The sequence below is a fragment of the Sphingomonas sp. BRN-1R genome (assembly GCF_057748035.1).
In genome coordinates, this window is sequence record NZ_CM173236.1 from 2,339,095 (window position 1) to 2,355,074 (window position 15,980).

General features: G+C 67.4%; 18 protein-coding genes and 1 other RNA gene. 6 read left to right on the forward strand and 13 right to left on the reverse strand.

Annotation, left to right across the window (positions count from 1 at the left end):
- Positions 1–5: 5 nt before the first annotated feature.
- From AC3ANX_RS10710 to AC3ANX_RS10720, 3 genes are read right to left on the reverse strand one after another with little or no spacing between them, the layout of a single operon-like run.
- The gene (locus tag AC3ANX_RS10710) at positions 6–425 is read right to left on the reverse strand and encodes a hypothetical protein (RefSeq protein ID WP_488333272.1); all 420 of its coding nucleotides are present in this window, start codon (positions 423–425) and stop codon (positions 6–8) included.
- A 20-nt stretch (positions 426–445) separates the two neighbouring features.
- Complete coding sequence (locus tag AC3ANX_RS10715; protein WP_488333273.1) at positions 446–796, reverse strand: hypothetical protein; 351 nt, start codon at positions 794–796, stop codon at positions 446–448.
- Entirely contained in the window at positions 778–1,320 is a 543-nt protein-coding gene (locus AC3ANX_RS10720; protein ID WP_488333274.1) for a J domain-containing protein, read from the reverse strand. The genes AC3ANX_RS10715 and AC3ANX_RS10720 overlap by 19 nt, the downstream gene beginning before the upstream one ends.
- Positions 1,321–1,544: 224 nt before the next feature.
- On the opposite strand from AC3ANX_RS10720, the gene AC3ANX_RS10725 reads away from it, so the two are divergent.
- Positions 1,545–2,324, forward strand: a complete 780-nt coding sequence (locus AC3ANX_RS10725) for an SDR family oxidoreductase (protein WP_488333275.1) — start codon at positions 1,545–1,547, stop codon at positions 2,322–2,324.
- Positions 2,325–2,329: 5 nt separating this feature from the next.
- On the opposite strand, the gene AC3ANX_RS10730 is transcribed toward AC3ANX_RS10725, so the two are convergent.
- From AC3ANX_RS10730 to AC3ANX_RS10775, 10 genes are all read right to left on the reverse strand, one after another.
- Positions 2,330–2,992, reverse strand: a complete 663-nt coding sequence (locus tag AC3ANX_RS10730; protein WP_488333276.1) for a hypothetical protein — start codon at positions 2,990–2,992, stop codon at positions 2,330–2,332.
- Positions 2,993–3,050: 58 nt separating this feature from the next.
- An RNA gene (gene rnpB, locus AC3ANX_RS10735) (RNase P RNA component class A) lies at positions 3,051–3,434 on the reverse strand.
- A gap of 11 nt (positions 3,435–3,445) precedes the next feature.
- Entirely contained in the window at positions 3,446–4,135 is a 690-nt protein-coding gene (locus AC3ANX_RS10740) for an N-acetylmuramoyl-L-alanine amidase (protein ID WP_488333277.1), read from the reverse strand.
- Between the two features lie 40 nt (positions 4,136–4,175).
- Positions 4,176–5,027, reverse strand: a complete 852-nt coding sequence (locus AC3ANX_RS10745; RefSeq protein ID WP_488333278.1) for a CheR family methyltransferase — start codon at positions 5,025–5,027, stop codon at positions 4,176–4,178.
- The gene (cheB, locus tag AC3ANX_RS10750; RefSeq protein WP_488333279.1) at positions 5,024–6,088 is read right to left on the reverse strand and encodes a chemotaxis-specific protein-glutamate methyltransferase CheB; all 1,065 of its coding nucleotides are present in this window, start codon (positions 6,086–6,088) and stop codon (positions 5,024–5,026) included. Before cheB ends, AC3ANX_RS10745 begins: the two co-directional genes overlap by 4 nt.
- 14 nt (positions 6,089–6,102) lie before the next feature.
- Complete coding sequence (locus tag AC3ANX_RS10755; RefSeq protein WP_488333280.1) at positions 6,103–6,468, reverse strand: response regulator; 366 nt, start codon at positions 6,466–6,468, stop codon at positions 6,103–6,105.
- A 70-nt stretch (positions 6,469–6,538) separates the two neighbouring features.
- On the reverse strand, positions 6,539–6,970 hold the full coding sequence (locus AC3ANX_RS10760) for a chemotaxis protein CheW (RefSeq protein ID WP_488333281.1): 432 nt from the start codon (positions 6,968–6,970) through the stop codon (positions 6,539–6,541).
- Positions 6,967–9,276, reverse strand: a complete 2,310-nt coding sequence (locus tag AC3ANX_RS10765; protein ID WP_488333282.1) for a chemotaxis protein CheA — start codon at positions 9,274–9,276, stop codon at positions 6,967–6,969. Before AC3ANX_RS10765 ends, AC3ANX_RS10760 begins: the two co-directional genes overlap by 4 nt.
- 54 nt (positions 9,277–9,330) lie before the next feature.
- Entirely contained in the window at positions 9,331–9,975 is a 645-nt protein-coding gene (locus AC3ANX_RS10770; protein ID WP_488333283.1) for a histidine phosphotransferase family protein, read from the reverse strand.
- A gap of 67 nt (positions 9,976–10,042) precedes the next feature.
- Positions 10,043–10,492, reverse strand: a complete 450-nt coding sequence (locus tag AC3ANX_RS10775; RefSeq protein ID WP_488333284.1) for a M67 family metallopeptidase — start codon at positions 10,490–10,492, stop codon at positions 10,043–10,045.
- Between the two features lie 20 nt (positions 10,493–10,512).
- Between AC3ANX_RS10775 and AC3ANX_RS10780 the strand changes: the two genes are divergently transcribed.
- From AC3ANX_RS10780 to AC3ANX_RS10800, 5 genes are all read left to right on the forward strand, one after another.
- On the forward strand, positions 10,513–11,460 hold the full coding sequence (locus AC3ANX_RS10780) for an RluA family pseudouridine synthase (protein ID WP_488333285.1): 948 nt from the start codon (positions 10,513–10,515) through the stop codon (positions 11,458–11,460).
- A gap of 57 nt (positions 11,461–11,517) precedes the next feature.
- Positions 11,518–12,423, forward strand: a complete 906-nt coding sequence (rpoH, locus tag AC3ANX_RS10785) for an RNA polymerase sigma factor RpoH (protein ID WP_488333286.1) — start codon at positions 11,518–11,520, stop codon at positions 12,421–12,423.
- 112 nt (positions 12,424–12,535) lie between these two features.
- Entirely contained in the window at positions 12,536–13,213 is a 678-nt protein-coding gene (gene mtgA / locus AC3ANX_RS10790) for a monofunctional biosynthetic peptidoglycan transglycosylase (protein ID WP_488336931.1), read from the forward strand.
- A gap of 81 nt (positions 13,214–13,294) precedes the next feature.
- A complete protein-coding gene (locus AC3ANX_RS10795; RefSeq protein ID WP_488333287.1) occupies positions 13,295–14,536 on the forward strand; it encodes a putative DNA modification/repair radical SAM protein in 1,242 nt (413 codons plus the stop codon).
- A 17-nt stretch (positions 14,537–14,553) separates the two neighbouring features.
- Entirely contained in the window at positions 14,554–15,930 is a 1,377-nt protein-coding gene (locus AC3ANX_RS10800) for a UdgX family uracil-DNA binding protein (RefSeq protein ID WP_488336932.1), read from the forward strand.
- Positions 15,931–15,980 lie beyond the last annotated feature (50 nt).

Genomic DNA, 15,980 nt, shown 5'->3' on the forward strand with positions numbered 1-15,980 from the left:
CGCGTTCAGCCCGCCTTGGGCGGCTTGGGCGGGCGAGGATAGGGCACGAAATCGTTGAGCCCGATCGACCCGCTCGGCATGCGGGAGCCACGGTCGATCAGCCGCACGATATCGATCCGACAGGCTTCGCCGTTGTGCGGCTCGCTGACCAGGATGTCGTCGTCGTCGAGGAAGTTCACCCCGCTCGGCCGGTTGACGTACAGCGTGCCGTTGCTGCCTGTATAGACGATCGCGGTATGGTCGATGATCTCGCTGGAACGGATCTGCGTGATCGGCACGCAATCGACCGGCTTGCCGGCGGTGCGGCCTTCGAGCAGCTTGGCGAGCTTGGCTTCGCCGGTCAGGTGGTCGCGCGCCTGAAGCGGCACGGCGGAACCGATCGCGGCCAGCGCAGCGAGAGCGGTAAGACACTGGGTGACACGCATCTTGACTATTCTCCGAATGATTACGGCGTCATAGCCTGTAGATGCTGAACCGGCGCTGACGGGTTCAGTTCCAGTTCCTCGATCACCGTGTCGATCGGCGCGCCGGCCCGGACGATCTTCCAGTGATGATTGTCGCGACTGTCGACCACCGTCACCGCGCCTTTGGGGCAAACCTTAAGGCACTTGACCTCGAGGATCCCCATCGCCGCCTTGCGGCCCGATTTCAGCCCGAGTTCCTTGCGCAGCACTTTGGCAAGCGGCTTCTTGCCGCCCGGGCCGAACCCGCCGCCGACCTTCTTCGAACATTTCGTGCAGATCATCAGCGTGCGCGACCAGCCGGAGCGGACCGTCTTCACGCCTGCGGCTTCCACTCGCGGTTCTCCTCCGCGACGCGCAACACGTCGTAGGCGGCCTGAATGGCGACGAAGCGCGCTGCCGCCTCCTTGTCGCCGGGGCGGATGTCCGGATGGTTCTGCTTGGCGAGCCGCCGCCACGCGACGCGCACCGCCTCGAATTCGGCATCCACCTCCAGCCCGAGCACCTCTAGCGCGCGCAACTCGTCGCGCGAGCGCGTGCCGTCGCCCGAGCCCGCCCATTGCTGGTGCCGCGACGTGGTGTAACCGTCCGCGGTACGCGTCTCCGCCGCCTCGCGCTCGGCCGCTTCCTCGGCGCTCAGCCCCTCGAAATAGTTCCAGCCGCGATTATACTCGCCGGCATGCTCCTGGCAGAAATACCAGCGCTCCGGACTGTTGGGGGATTTGGGCGCGGGGCAGTTGCCGGGTTCGGTACAGCCGTGGCGATCGCACAAACGCACCTTCGCCGCCTCGCGGCTCGACTCGCCATACGCGCGCCAGCGCGGAAAGCCCCAATCGTCTCGTCTCGTCGCACGCGCCATAGCGATCCATCTAGGCAGCCGGGCGCTGCATTGCCATGACCGATTGGTGACAAACGCGAGTTTTCGCGTGGGGGTGGGTGGCTGCCTTGCGCCGAGAACCGCGCCCGGTTACGGCGATGCGCATGATCGAGGGGCTTTCGAGATGATCCAGCGTCACCGCTAAGGCGGCACGACATGCACCGGCGGACGCGATCCGCCCACGCACCTCCTGTTTCGAGAGCATCATGCAACGACTGAACACAAAGACCTGCGTCGTCACCGGCGCAGCGCGCGGCATCGGCCGTGCGATCGCCGCGCGCTTCCACGACGAAGGCGCGACCGTCATCCTCACCGACTGCGACACGGCCGCCGGAACTGCGGCCGCCGCCGAGATCGGCTGCCGCTTCGAAGCGCTCGACGTGCGCGAGGAGGCCGATTGGCTGCGGCTGGCCGGGATCGTTCCGGTGGCCGACGTGGTGGTCAACAATGCCGGCGTGACCGGCTTCGAAGCCGGTATAGTGCCGCACGATCCCGAACACGCCAGCCTGGCCGACTGGCGTGCGGTGCACCGCGTCAACCTCGACGGCGCCTTTCTCGGTTGCCGCTATGCGATCGGCGCGATGAAGGCGGGCGGCGCGGGGTCGATCATCAACATCTCGTCGCGTTCGGGGCTGGTCGGCATCCCCGGCGCCGCCGCGTATGCCTCCTCCAAAGCGGCGATCCGCAACCACAGCAAGACGGTGGCGCTGTATTGTGCGCAACAGGGCTGGCAGATCCGCTGCAACTCGCTGCATCCCGCCGCGATCCTCACGCCGATGTGGGAGCCGATGCTCGGCACCGGGGCGGAGCGCGCGTCGCGGATGCAGGCGCTGGTTGCGGATACCCCGCTCAGGCGCTTCGGCATGCCCGAGGAGGTCGCCGCGGTTGCGGCGATGCTCGCGTCGGACGAGGCGACCTACATCACCGGTACGGAGATCACGATCGACGGCGGCCTGCTCGCCGGCTCCGCCGCCGCGCCGGGCTGACCGGATCAGCGCCGCCCGGGCTGCGCGGCGCGTTCGATCGCCGGACGGTCGAACGCGTGGTCGCCATAGCGGCCGCCCTTCTCGACCCAGTGCAGGAACAGGTGCGCGGACCAGCTGTTCGGGTTGGGATCGAGCCGCCCGTGGCGGTGGTGAACGCCCTGGTATAACACCCCGTCCCCCGCCCGCATCGCCACCGACGCGAACGGTGCGCCGCCGAAATCGTCCTGCACCTCGCCGATGGGATGCTCGGTTCGGACGCGTTCGACCGACAGCGCCCAAGGCTGGTTATCGCCGTAAGCGATCGTCAGCGACAGGCTGTGTTCGCAAGCCTGACGATCGGAATGGACGCGGCACACGTCACCCTGCTGATAGGCACGGAAATAGGCATAGGTCGGCAGCAGCTCGCGCCCTACCGCAAGCGCGATGCGCGGGGTGAGCCCCCACAGAAAGGCGAGCATCGGCGTATAGTGGTAGGCATAGACCTCCAGCGCCGGCTGCCGCAGCAACGGCCCGCGCGCGGCGAAGCCCTGAAGCGGCGTGCCCGCGGCCTTCAGATCCGCCTCCATCCGGCGATAGAAGGCGAGCAGCACCTCCGGCGGGAACAGGCCCTCAAGATGCGCGAAGCCCTGTTGCCGGTACGCGTCCGCCGCAGCGTCATGTCTTTGCATCGCACGAGCCTAGCCGCCCGGGCGACGCCGGCAAAGCCCGCGCGTCGCCAAAGGGGAGGATACCAGAGGGTCTGTAAGCCGGGTTCTGTCCACCCCCTTGCGGAAGATAGGCGACCATTCCTCTAGGGCGACGCTTGCACGCCGCCTCAAGCAACCAACCCGGACGACGAGCAGAAACGATGCTCATGTGCCGTCCCTATTCGGTCTTGCTCCCGGTGGGGTTTGCCATGCCGCCTGCCGTTACCGGAGGCGCGGTGCGCTCTTACCGCACCCTTTCACCCTTGCCTGTCTCCGTGCTTGCGCAACGGACCATCGGCGGTTTGCTCTCTGTGGCACTGTCCCTGGGGTCACCCCCGCCGGGCGTTACCCGGCACCGTCGTTTCGCGGAGCCCGGACTTTCCTCGGCGTACTCGAAGTACGACGCGGCCGCCCGACCCTCTGGTATGGGGTGCCTTAGTCGTCACCCTGCGGTTTCGGCAACAACAAAGCGAGCAGGATGCTGCGGCATTCGCCGTCGATCTCCCCGTCGATCAGTTCGGGGCGGTAGCGGCGCTGGAAGGCGACGACTGCCGCCAGCTTGTCGGTCACGTCGTAGCCGAAGCGTTCGAGCGCGATGAGGAAGCCGGCATCGCTCCACATCGGGTCCATAAGGTTGCGGGTCGGGCGCGGCAGCGCGAGGCGCAGGCGGGCGAGCCGCGCCCAGGGGAACAGCTCGCCCGGGTCCTGCTTGCGGGTCGGCGCGATATCGGAATGGCCGACGATGTTGCCCCGCGTGATGCCGTAGCGCTCCTTGATCTCCCCGACGAGGCCGAGCAGCGCGTCGATCTGCGCCTCCGGGAAGTCGCGATAGCCGTGTTCGTGACCGGGATTGACCAGTTCGATACCGATCGAGGCGCTGTTGACGTCCTCGATCCGCCGCCAGCGCGACGCGCCGGCGTGCCAGGCGCGCTTGTCCTCGGCGACGAGCCGGTGAACCGCACCGTCCTCGTCCACCAGATAATGCGCGGACACCTTGGCGGCCGGATCGCACAGCCGGCCGAGCGCGGACGGCGCATCGACCATGCCGGTGTAATGGAGGACGATCATGGTGACAGGCAGCGTGCGCTCGTCGAAATTGGGGGACGCCGTCTCGGTGATCGTCATGCACGCTCCTGCTCGCCCCGGCGCGGCAGCGGCGCGCCGGTCAAGCGGCTGCGATACCCGGTCTCGCCGCGTTCGCCAACTCATAGAGACCACGGTAGCGCGTGCTCGGGCGGAAGCAGTCGCTCTGGCCGATCACCGTCTCGCCCGCGCCCAGCACGAGCAACCCGTCGGGACGCAGCGTCGAGGCGATCCGATCCAGCACCAGCCGGCGCGACGTGGGCGAAAGGTAGAGCAGCACGTTTCGGCACAGCACCATGTCGAAGCGGCCACCGGGCAGCGGATCGGCGACGATGTTCATGCGTCGATACTGGACATGGCGGAGCAGATCGCGCTTCACCGCCCATTCGTTGCCGTGCGGCTCGAACCAGCCGATCATGCGCCGGATCGACAGCCCGCGCTGGATCTCGAACTGCGAGTAGACACCAGACCTTGCGCGGGCGAGCGCCACGTCGGACACGTCGGTCGCGATGATCTCGGCAGCGTCGTCGCCACCTGTCACTTCGGCGAGCGCGATGGCGAGCGACACCGGCTCCTGCCCGATCGAGCAGCCTGCCGACCAGACGCGCAGCCGCCGATGGTGCGGGCCAGCGCTTGCACGGACATCGCGCGCGACCTCGGCCACCAGGTCGAACACGCCGCCATCACGAAAGAACGAGCTTTCGTGGTTGAGCATCGCGTTGACGGCGGCGGTGGCGAGTTCGCTCGATCCGGTGGCTGCGGCCGCGAAGGCATCGAGCGTCTCGTAACCGCGCTCGCGCATCAGCGGAGCCAGCGCGGTCTCGATCCGCCATGCGCGGTCGTTGCCGATCTGCTGGCCGGTACGCGATTCGAGCAGCGCGGCGAGCAGGTTCATCGCGCCACGCGCATGCGGCGTGCTGCTGGGCGGCATCATGACGGACGTCGTCCGGCGACGATGAGCTTGGCGATCTCGCCCGGCGGCAGGATGGCGTGCGCCGAGCCCGAGCGCGCGACTGTGCCGGGCATGCCCCATACGACCGACGTCTCGCGATCCTGCACCACCACCGCGCCGCCGGCCCGCGCGACCTGCGCCGCGCCTTCGTTGCCGTCGCGCCCCATGCCGCTCAGCACGATCGCCAGCGCGCGCGCGCCGTAAACCTCCGCGAGCGATTCGAACATCGGGTCGACCGAGGGCATGCAGCCGCTGGTCGCGCGCTGGTTGACCAGCCGGATCGCCGCGCCCTCGCCTGTGCTGACGAGGCGGATGTGCGCGTCTCCCGGCGCGACGATGACCTGGCCGGAACGGATGCGCATGCGATCCTCGGCGACGGTGCACGGCCGGTTGGCGAGAACCGCGACCTGCGCCGCGAAATAGGGCATGAAGGATTCCGGCAGATGCTGCGTGATGAGGATCGGCAGCGTGAAACTCGCGGGCAGTTCGGTGAGGATCAGCTTCAGAGCGTGGATGCCGCCCGTCGAAGCGCCGATCGCGACGATGTCGAAGCCGTCGGCGGGGGCGCGTCGCGGTACGGGACGCACTGGTTCGCCGCCCTGCTCGCGTGTGCACAGCCGGCTGAGTTTTTCCACCAGATCGGAGGAAAATCGCCCGGTGAAGCCGCCAGTCGCCGGCTTGACCAGAGTGTCCGCCGCGCCAAGCGCGAGCGCTTCGATCGTCGCCGACGCGCCGACACCGGCGGATGAGGAGACGATCAGCACCTTGGCACCCTTGCCCTCCGCGATCAGCGAGGGCAGCGCGGCAAGCCCGTTGACCCCGGGCATCTCAATATCGAGCACCAGCGCGTCGACCGCGTTGATCCGCAGGAAGCCGAGCGCGGCCGCCGCGTGCGGCACCGATCCCACCACCTTGAAGCGCGGATCGGCCTCGATCGCGCGCGTGATGACCGCCCGCGCCACCGCCGAATCATCGACGACGAGGATACGGGTCTGGCCTGCGGCGGAGACGATCGGCCGCTCGATCACTCTGGCGAGTGGCACCGGCGCAGCTCCGCTCAGGCCATGCCGACAATTTGCAGCTTGCTTTCGAGCGTCTCGCGATCGAACGGCTTCATGACATATTCGTCGGCGCCCGCTTCGATCGCGGCGCGGATGTGCGCCATGCCGTTCTCGGTCGTGCAGAACACCACCTTCGGGCGGCGCGACACGGTCGAATCGCGCAGCGCACGCAGGAAGTCCATCCCGCTCATCACCGGCATGTTCCAGTCGAGCAGCACCACATCCGGCACCGATTCAAGGCAGCTGTCGAGCGCCTGGCGACCGTCGCCCGCCTCCGTCACCTTGAAGTTCAGGGTCTCCAGGATGTGCCGCGCGACTTTGCGGATCACCTTCGAATCATCGACCACCAGGCAGGTTTTCATTATCGACCCCGTTTAACGCTTTACATATCCGTTTTGGCGCAAAAGCCTTCGATTCCGGTTAACTCGCGCCTCAGGCAGCTAACGGAGTTGCGCCGGGCACCAGCGCGCGCAGATCGACGGTCAGGATCGGCTCGCCGTTCAGCTCGACGGTGCCGTAGCCGATCGCGCTCCACACCCCGTCGAGGACCACGCCCGCGGCGAGCGGGCGGAAATCGAACGGCGCGACATCCTCGAGCGTATCGACGAGAATGGCATAATGGTGCCCGTCGATCCGGGTGATGACCGCGCGGTTGCCGCAAGTGTCACAACTGGCCGTGCCGATCGCCGCACGCGGATCGATCACGGTGACGACGCGGCTGCGCAGCGCGGCGAGCCCGCGCACCTGCGCATCGGCGCGCGGCACCGGGATGATCGTGCCGATATCCACGACCGAATCGACCTGCGCCGAATCGATCGCCACGGCGCGCCCGGCGAGGTGGGCGATCAGGAACAGGCCGCTCATCGACGGGCTCCGCTGGAAAGGTTGAGCGCGGCGAGTACGCCCTCGCGGTCATAGCGATAGATGGTGCCGGCGACGGTCGCGTCACGATCGCGGCGCAGGCGCACCACCGGCACCGTGCTCGCGACCGCAGGCGCGGCGGCGTCCATCGTCAGCACGACGTCGGGCAGATCGGCGCCCTTCATCGCGGTCGCGACCCGGTAACCGGCGCTTTCGAGCACGGGTTTGAGGAAGCTCGTCATCCACGCGGTTTCGCTGCCGTCGAGCAGGCACAGCGGCGGCGCCGCGTGCTGCGGCGTTGCGCCATGTTCGGCGAACAGCCAGAACAGGTCGAGCAGCTCGATCTGCTGCCCCGCGACCGAGGCGACCCCGGCGATCGGGCCGGGCACGCTCGCCGGCATCACCATCTCGGGCAGATCGACGATGTCGCGCGCTTCGCGGATCGCGTAGCCGACCTCGGTATCGCCATCGCGCAGCCGGAGGATGTGGACCTGCGCGTGCGCCGCCCAATCGCCCTGCGCGACCAGCGGGATGATCCTCCCGTCGAGCGACAGCCGCAGCCGGCCGGCGGAATAGCGGATCGCGGCGGTCGAGACAGGCTCGATCCGGTCGATCGCGGCGAGCGCGACCAGGCGGCGTTCGCCGTCGAGATCGTCGAACAGCAACGCCGAGGCGGCGCTTTCCTCCGCCTCATGCCCCTCATCCTCGGCGACCGTCTCGCGCCAGAAGCGGATGCCGGCGTGTGCGGCGATGCCCGCGCAGTCGAGCAGCAGCATCGGCACGCCCGTGTCGGGCAGCGTATGCCCGGCATAGAGACCGGTCGCCATCACCGCCGGCGCGGCCGGCTTGATGACGAGTTCCTCGTGGTCGAGCACGTCGTCCACCGCCAGCGCGAAGCTGCCGCCCGGGATGCTGAGGATGGCGAGCTTGCCCGCCTCACGGCCACGCGACAGCCCGAGCATGCCGCCGAGATCGACCAGCGGCATGCGGCGGTCGCGCACGGTGGCGACGGCGGTGCTGCCGAGCAGATCGACGCGGATCGCCTCGCCGCCGACCGATACGATCTCCTCGATCGCCTGCCGCGAGATGGCGAAGCGCTGATCGCCCACGCTCACGCCGATCGCGGCGATGATCGACAGCGTCAGCGGTACGTGGATCGCAATCGCCAGGCCCTTGCCGGGGAGGTTGGTCAGGTCGATGCGGCCGCCGATCTGCTCGACGTTGGCACGCACCACGTCCATGCCGACGCCGCGCCCGGAGATGGCGGTGACGTTGTCCTTGGTCGAAACGCCCGCCTCGAAGATCAGGTCGAGCTTGGCGCGATCGCTCATCGCGCGCAGCTCGGCGTCGCTGTGCGCGCCGCTGCGCGCCGCCTTCGCGACCAGCGCGGCGGTGTCGATCCCCGCGCCGTCGTCTTCGATCAGCACGATGATCTGGTTGCCCGACTGGCGTGCCGAGACGGTGAGCCGCCCGTTCTCGCGCTTCCCCGACGCACGGCGCGCGGCTGGCGCCTCGATGCCGTGGTCGATCGCGTTGCGGACGATGTGGACGAGCGGATCGCGCATCATCTCGATCATCTCGCGATCGAGTTCGACATCGCTGCCTTCGATATGCAGCGTCACCGATTTGCCGAGTTCGGCCGCGGTATCGCGCACCATGCGCGGCAACGCGGAGAACAGCGCGTCGATCTTCTGCATGCGCGTGCGCGTCACCGTGTCGCGCATCTCGGCGACGGTGGTGGACAGCCGTTCGAGCGCCGCCTCGATGGCCGGATCGGCGCCTTCGTCACGCAGGCGACGGGCGAGTTCGTTGCGCGCCAGCACCATGTCGGACATGCCGCTCATCATGCGATCGAGCAGATCGACGTTGAGCCGCACGCTGCGCGCCGGGTTGCTGCGCGGCGTGGGGGCTACGGTGGCTGCGGCGGGCGCGGCGACCTCCGCACTCTTGTCGAGCGCGGCGATCAGCAGTTCCTCGCCGCTGTCGTCGAGCGCGACGCCGACGTCGATCGCCTCGACGATCTCACCGATGCGGTCGACGATCGCGAGAACGGCGTTGACGAGGCGCGTGTCCGGGGTGCGCTCGCCCGAGCGGACGGCCGCCAGCACATCCTCGGCGGCGTGGCTCAGCCGGCTGAGACGTGGCAGATCGAGGAAGCCGCAGCTCCCCTTGACCGTGTGGACGAAGCGAAAGATTGCATCGAGCCGTTCACGGTCGGCGGGCGCGGATTCCCACGCGACGATCTCACCGGAAAGTGCCTCCAGCGTCTCGCGCGTTTCTGCGATGAATTCCTGAAGAAGATCGTCCATGTGCCCTCGGCGTGCGCGAGGGCCTCTTTGCAGGATCAGCCGTTAAAGCCGGGTTTACGCTACCGTCAGTAGCGCGCCAAACAGCAGCACCGGGTCTTCGGGCTCGGACACCTGGATCTCGCCCTTGCACTCTGCCACGATCGACTGGACCAGATACGCGGCCGCCGCGCGCGGCGTGATGACCGTGCCTTCACTCGCCCCGGTCAGCGCGGTGCGAAGTTCGTTGTCGAGCACGATGCGCGGCCCGTCGGCGCGCACGACGATCTCCATCTGCTTGCCGACGCATTCCGCGCCTACATCGAGCTGACCGCCGCGAATGAGCGCGTCGCCCGCGATCAGCGCGAGATTGAGCAGCACCTTGATGCCAGCCTTGGGCAGAACCGGATCCTCGACCAGCCAGCCGAGCTTCACGCGGTGGGTATCGCCGAACAGCCCCTCGATCGCGGCGCGCGCCTCACGCGAGTCGATCGTCTCGCCGAAGCCGCCGGCCGCGCCGAACGCGAGGCGGAAGAACTTCAGCTTGTTGGCGGATGCCTTGGCGCTTTCGCTGAGCAGTTCCAGGCAGCGCGCGCGCATGTCGGGATCATGCTCGTCGGCGAGCAGTTCGAGGCCGTTGTTGAGCGCGCCGACCGGGCTCAGCAGATCGTGGCAGAGGCGCGAGCACAACAGGCTGGCGAAGTCGACGGCGTTGATGGTCAAGGACATGGCTCCCGCGTGTCGCGCCTCTTTGGCGCAGCGGCGGCGTCGCCGCAAGTCGTGCCCGAGGTCAGGCGCCGTTGTTGCGGCGCGGTTCGTCCGTCGCCCGGTCCGCGTCAGCGTCTCGGACACGGAACGCCACGGGCTCGAAGCGCGCGGACGCGGCGTCGTTGCAGGCGCGCCAGACCGCAAACGTCTCACCCGAAAGGATCAGCCACAGCTTGCCGTCCGGCGCGGCCATCGCGGCATCGGTGGCGGAGGGACGCACATCGCCGCTCGGGTGCGAGTGCCAATAGCCGATCACGCGATCGCCGCCGGCGCGTTCGGCCCGCAACGCGGCGAACAGCGCGCCGGGGTCGATCTCGAACGTCCGCGCCGGATCGCTGGCGACGTTGGCGCACGCCTCGGCCCAGACGATCCGCAAAGGTTCGCCGAACAGCAAGCCGCAGCGCTCGCGTGCGGGATCTGCATGTGCATCCGCGATGATGCGATGTAGCGCGGTGCTTGAAATCTCCAACATGCTACCCAGATCCGTACTCTATGGACCGGGGGGTTTCCACTATCGAAGCGTGCGTCGCCGACGCCGAAGGGCTGCGGCTCGATCGCGCGCTTGCGGATGCGTTGCCGACGATCTCGCGCGAGCGGCTGAAGGCGCTGATCTCGAGCGGGGCCGTTTCCGATGCGGCCGGGGTGTTGCGCCGTGATCCGGCCAGCAAGGCGGTGCCGGGCGGCACCTACCACGTCAACGTGCCCGCCCCGCGTCCGGCGCATAACGAGCCGCAGGACATCGCGCTGAAGATCGTGTTCGAGGACGATCACCTGATCGTGATCGACAAGCAGGCCGGGCTGGTCGTCCATCCCGCGGCGGGCAATCTCGACGGGACTTTGGTCAACGCGCTGCTCCACCATTGCGCCGGGCGGCTGTCGGGGATCGGCGGGGTCGCGCGGCCGGGCATCGTCCACCGCATCGACAAGGACACCTCCGGGCTGATGGTCGCCGCCAAGACCGACCGCGCGCACGAGGGGCTGGCGAAGCAGTTCGCCGCGCACAGCATCGACCGGCGCTACAAGGCGATCGTCGGCGGACGGCCGACCCCGGCGGCGGGCAAGGTCGACGCGCCGCTCGCGCGCAGTCCGCAGAACCGCAAGAAGGTCGCGATCGTCCAGGGCGGCAAGCGCGCGGTCACGCATTTCAGCACGCTCGCTCGGTTGCGCGACGCCGCTCTGGTCGAGTGCCGGCTGGAGACCGGACGCACGCATCAGGTGCGCGTCCACATGGCCTCGATTGGTCACCCCTTGCTCGGCGACCCGGTTTATGGCAGAACAAAACCAGCCCACCGGCCTGTTCTGGAAACATTGGATTTCCGCCGGCAGGCGTTGCACGCCGCACGTCTGGGGTTCATTCACCCGCTGGAAAGCAACGCTTTGGCATTTGATAGCGAAATGCCGTCGGACATGCAGGAACTGTTCGATAGTCTTAACGTATAGGTTTCGTAGCGCACGCTGCCTCGTTCATGGGGCGTGCGCGTTGAAGGGAGATTGATCATGGCCACCGGCAGCAACGTACCGGCGACGATCCCCGCTCTTGGCGGCGAGGCGAGCCTCAACCGCTATCTGTCTGAGATCAAGAAGTTTCCGATCCTCGCGCCCGAGCAGGAATATATGCTCGCCAAGCGTTTCGAGGAGCATGGCGATACCGATGCGGCGGCGCAGCTCGTCACGTCGCACCTCCGCCTCGTCGCGAAGATCGCGATGGGCTATCGCGGCTATGGCCTGCCCGTGTCGGAGCTGATCTCGGAAGGCAATATCGGCCTGATGCAGGGCGTGAAGAAGTTCGAGGCCGATCGCGGCTTCCGCCTCGCCACCTATGCGATGTGGTGGATCAGGGCTTCGATCCAGGAATTCATCCTGCGATCGTGGAGCCTCGTGAAGATGGGCACCACGGCGGCACAGAAGAAGCTGTTCTTCAACCTGCGCCGCATGAAGTCCAAGCTCGACGCGTTCGAGGATGGAGATCTCAGCCCCGAACATCTCGCCAAGATCGCGCACGACCTCGGCGTGACCGAGGACGAGGTGACGAGCATGAACCGCCGCATGTCGATGGGCGGTGACACCTCCTTGAACGTGCCGATGCGCGAGGACGGCGAAGGTCAGTGGCAGGATTGGCTCGCCGATGATTCGCCGTTGCAGGACACGGTCGTCGCCGATGCGCAGGAAGCGGACGTGCGTCACACCATGCTCGAGAATGCGATGAGCGATCTCAACGAGCGCGAGCAGCATATCCTCACCGAACGCCGCCTGACCGACGAGCCCAAGACGCTCGAGGAACTCAGCCAGGTCTATGGCGTCTCGCGCGAGCGGGTCCGTCAGATCGAGGTGCGCGCATTCGAGAAGCTGCAAAAGGCGATGATGCGACTGGCCGGCGACAAACGGATGCTGGTCGCCGCTTGACGCCCATGCTTGCGGAGCGACGCGCGACGGGTGATGGTGACGCATGCAACCCGTCGAGGCGCCGCTGCGCAGGAACACCGAATATGAAGCACCACTACCGCCCCGCCGCTCGATGATCGTCCGGCTGATCGGGTGGATCATCAAGCTGGTGGTCGCGTTCCTGATGCTGTCGTTGGCGATGGTGCTGCTCTACCGTTTCGTGCCGCCGCCCGTCACGCTCACCATGCTCGGTGACGCGGTCGGCGGGCACGGCATCACCAAATCATGGATGCCGCTCTCGCGGATCGACCCGGACATGCCGCGCGCGGCGATCGCGGGGGAGGATTCGCGGTTCTGCTCGCATAACGGTTTCGATATTGCCGCGATCGAGAAGGCGTATCAGCGCAACGCGCGGGGCGGACGCATCCGCGGCGGCTCGACGATCAGCCAGCAGACCGCAAAGAACGTGTTCCTCATCCAGGGCGGCGGTTATGCGCGCAAGGCGCTGGAGGCGTATTTCACCGTTCTGATCGAGAACCTCTGGGGCAAGCGCCGCATCATGGAGGTGTACCTCAACGTCGCGGAAACCGGCATCGGCACCTACGGGGTCAACGCCGGCGCGATGCGCTACTTCCACCATGACGCGTCGTCGCTCACCCCGGCCGAGGCCGGACGGATCGCGGCGGTGTTGCCCCAGCCCAAGAAGCGCGCGGCGATCGATCCGCATGGCTTCGTGCGGCGGCATGGCAACACGATCTCGCGGAGGGTCGGTGTGGTGCGCAACGACGGGCTGGATGCCTGCCTGCGCTGAGCGGCGCCATCTTTGCAGCCGTTATCGAGGCTGACGCGTTGTCTCCTCGACAATCCGCAACAAAGAACATATATTGAACATATGGCCCAGCTCGATACCCGCGCGAAGCTCGAAATCCTTGCCGATGCCGCCAAATACGACGCGAGCTGCGCCTCCTCGGGCACGGTCAAGCGCTCGTCGCGCGACGGCAAGGGGATCGGCTCGACCGATGCCGGCATGGGCATCTGCCATGCCTATGCGCCGGACGGACGCTGCATCAGCCTGCTCAAGATCCTGCTGACCAACAGTTGCATCTTCGACTGCCATTATTGCATCAACCGCAAGAGCAGCAACGTCCGCCGCGCACGTTTCACCGCCGAGGAGGTGGTGCGGCTCACCCTCTCCTTCTACCGGCGCAACTATATCGAGGGGTTGTTCCTCTCCTCCGGCATCATCGGCTCGTCCAACTATACGATGGAGCAGATCGTTGAGGTTGCGCGCAGCCTGCGGGAGGATCACGATTTTCGCGGCTACATCCACCTCAAGACCATCCCCGATGCCGATCCCGAACTGATCCATCAGGCCGGGCTGCATGCCGACCGCATCTCGATCAACGTCGAATTGCCGACCGTCAGCGGGCTGAAGCGGCTTGCGCCCGAGAAGACGCAGGAGAGTATCGAGGGCGCGATGGCGGGCATGTCGGACGCGATCCTCGACACCGCCGATGCCAAGAAACACTACAAGTCCGCGCCACGCTTTGCGCCCGCCGGGCAATCCACGCAGATGATCGTCGGCGCGGATGCCGCGACCGATCGCGATATCGTCTCGCGCGCGGCCGGGCTGTATGGTGCGTTCAATCTCAAGCGGGTCTATTATTCGGCGTTCTCGCCGATCCCCGATGCGAGCGCGGTGCTGCCGCTGCAACGCCCGCCGCTGATGCGCGAACACCGGCTCTACCAGTCCGACTGGCTGATGCGCTTCTACGAGTTCAAGCCGAGCGAGGTCGCGGCGGCGGCCGACGATAACGGCATGATGCGGCTCGACATCGACCCGAAGCTGGCATGGGCGCTCAAGTTCCGCGATCGCTTTCCGGTCGACGTCAACACCGCCCCGCGCGAGATGTTGCTGCGCGTACCGGGGCTCGGCACGCGTGCGGTCGACAAGATCGTCGCGGCGCGGCGCGTGCGGCGGCTGGCGCTCGCCGATATCGGGCGGCTCACCGTCTCGATCACCAAGCTGCGGCCGTTCCTGATCGCGAGCGACTGGCGGCCGGTGGCGCTCGCCGACAAGCTCGATCTGGCGCTGCCCAAGCCCGCGCCGAAACAGATGGAGCTGTTCGGGTGACGACGCTCGCGCAGGACATGCGGGTCGTCGCGCTCGAGAGCGAGGACGATTTCGACGGCTGGCGCGAGGGCGTGCGCGCGGCGGTGCGCGACGATGTGCCGCCCGACCGGATCGTCTGGCGCGTCGGCACCGAGGCGGGCGAACTGTTCGGTGGCGATCTGCCCTCCCCCGCCCCTGCGGCCAACTTCACGGTGCCGCGCGCTTTCGTCGATCTCGCGCGCAAGGCGATCCTCCATACCGATCGCGAGCGGTTCGCGCTGCTCCACACATTGCTGGTGCGGCTGCGCGAACGGCCGGGTCTGCTCGACGATGCCGCCGACCCGCTGGTGCGCCGCGTCGAGGGGCTGGCGCGGACGGTACGGCGCGACATCCACAAGATGCGCGCGTTCGTGCGCTTCCGCGAGATGGATGAGGGTGGCACGCCGCGTTTCGTGGCGTGGTTCGAGCCCGAGTTCCACATCGTGCGCGCCAACGCCGGCTTCTTCACCGACCGGTTCGCGGCGATGCGCTGGTCGATCCTCACCCCGGAAATCTCGATCCATTGGGACGGCGAGACGCTGAGCGAAGGTCCGGGCGCGACCAAGGCCGATGCGCCCGATGGTGATCCGGTCGAGGCGCTGTGGCACGGCTATTACGCGGCGATCTTCAACCCGGCACGGCTGAAGGTCGGCGCGATGCTCAAGGAGATGCCCCGCAAATATTGGAAAAACATGCCCGAAACCGCGTTGGTGCCGCAGTTGATCGCAGGCGCACAGGCGCGGGAGGCGGGTATGGTGGAAACGGCACGCGTGAAGCCCGGCGGCAATATCGCCAGCGCATGGGGTGCTTTGCGCGAGGAAGCGATGAGCTGCACGCGCTGCCACCTGTTCGAACACGCCACCCAGACGGTGTTCGGCGAGGGACCGGTCGATGCGGCGATGATGTTCGTCGGCGAACAGCCGGGCGATCAGGAGGATCTCGCCGGTACGCCGTTCGTCGGTCCCGCTGGCCAACTGTTCGACCGTGCGATGGTCGAGGCGGGGATCGACCGCAGCGGCGTGTACGTCACCAACGCGGTCAAGCATTTCAAGTTCGAACAGCGCGGGAAGCGCCGCATCCACGCCAAGCCCGATGCGGGCGAGATCACCGCCTGTCGCTGGTGGATCGAGCAGGAACGCGCGCTGGTCCGCCCCAAGCTGACGGTGGCGCTGGGCGCGACCGCCGCGCGTTCGCTGCTGGGCAAAACGGTGACGATCAGCCGCGAGCGCGGGCGGCTGATCGATCTGCCCGGTGGCGGCGCGGCGTGGATCACGGTACATCCGAGCTTCCTGCTGCGCCTGCCCGATCCTGCCGCCAAGGCGGAGGAATATGCCCGCTTCGTGGACGATCTGAAGGCCGCCGCGACCCACGTCTGACACGTCACCGGATCGTTGCCGCACGACATGCGTTGCCGCCCCCGAGACAG

Coding starts and splice junctions, on each gene's coding strand:
- AC3ANX_RS10710 (WP_488333272.1), bottom strand. CDS start 425: ATGCGTGTCACCCAGTGTCTTACCGCTCTCGCTGCGCTGGCCGCGATC.
- AC3ANX_RS10720 (WP_488333274.1), bottom strand. CDS start 1,320: ATGGCGCGTGCGACGAGACGAGACGATTGGGGCTTTCCGCGCTGGCGC.
- AC3ANX_RS10725 (WP_488333275.1), top strand. CDS start 1,545: ATGCAACGACTGAACACAAAGACCTGCGTCGTCACCGGCGCAGCGCGC.
- AC3ANX_RS10730 (WP_488333276.1), bottom strand. CDS start 2,992: ATGCAAAGACATGACGCTGCGGCGGACGCGTACCGGCAACAGGGCTTC.
- AC3ANX_RS10740 (WP_488333277.1), bottom strand. CDS start 4,135: ATGACGATCACCGAGACGGCGTCCCCCAATTTCGACGAGCGCACGCTG.
- AC3ANX_RS10745 (WP_488333278.1), bottom strand. CDS start 5,027: ATGATGCCGCCCAGCAGCACGCCGCATGCGCGTGGCGCGATGAACCTG.
- AC3ANX_RS10755 (WP_488333280.1), bottom strand. CDS start 6,468: ATGAAAACCTGCCTGGTGGTCGATGATTCGAAGGTGATCCGCAAAGTC.
- AC3ANX_RS10760 (WP_488333281.1), bottom strand. CDS start 6,970: ATGAGCGGCCTGTTCCTGATCGCCCACCTCGCCGGGCGCGCCGTGGCG.
- AC3ANX_RS10765 (WP_488333282.1), bottom strand. CDS start 9,276: ATGGACGATCTTCTTCAGGAATTCATCGCAGAAACGCGCGAGACGCTG.
- AC3ANX_RS10775 (WP_488333284.1), bottom strand. CDS start 10,492: ATGTTGGAGATTTCAAGCACCGCGCTACATCGCATCATCGCGGATGCA.
- AC3ANX_RS10780 (WP_488333285.1), top strand. CDS start 10,513: ATGGACCGGGGGGTTTCCACTATCGAAGCGTGCGTCGCCGACGCCGAA.
- rpoH (WP_488333286.1), top strand. CDS start 11,518: ATGGCCACCGGCAGCAACGTACCGGCGACGATCCCCGCTCTTGGCGGC.
- mtgA (WP_488336931.1), top strand. CDS start 12,536: ATGATCGTCCGGCTGATCGGGTGGATCATCAAGCTGGTGGTCGCGTTC.
- AC3ANX_RS10795 (WP_488333287.1), top strand. CDS start 13,295: ATGGCCCAGCTCGATACCCGCGCGAAGCTCGAAATCCTTGCCGATGCC.
- AC3ANX_RS10800 (WP_488336932.1), top strand. CDS start 14,554: ATGCGGGTCGTCGCGCTCGAGAGCGAGGACGATTTCGACGGCTGGCGC.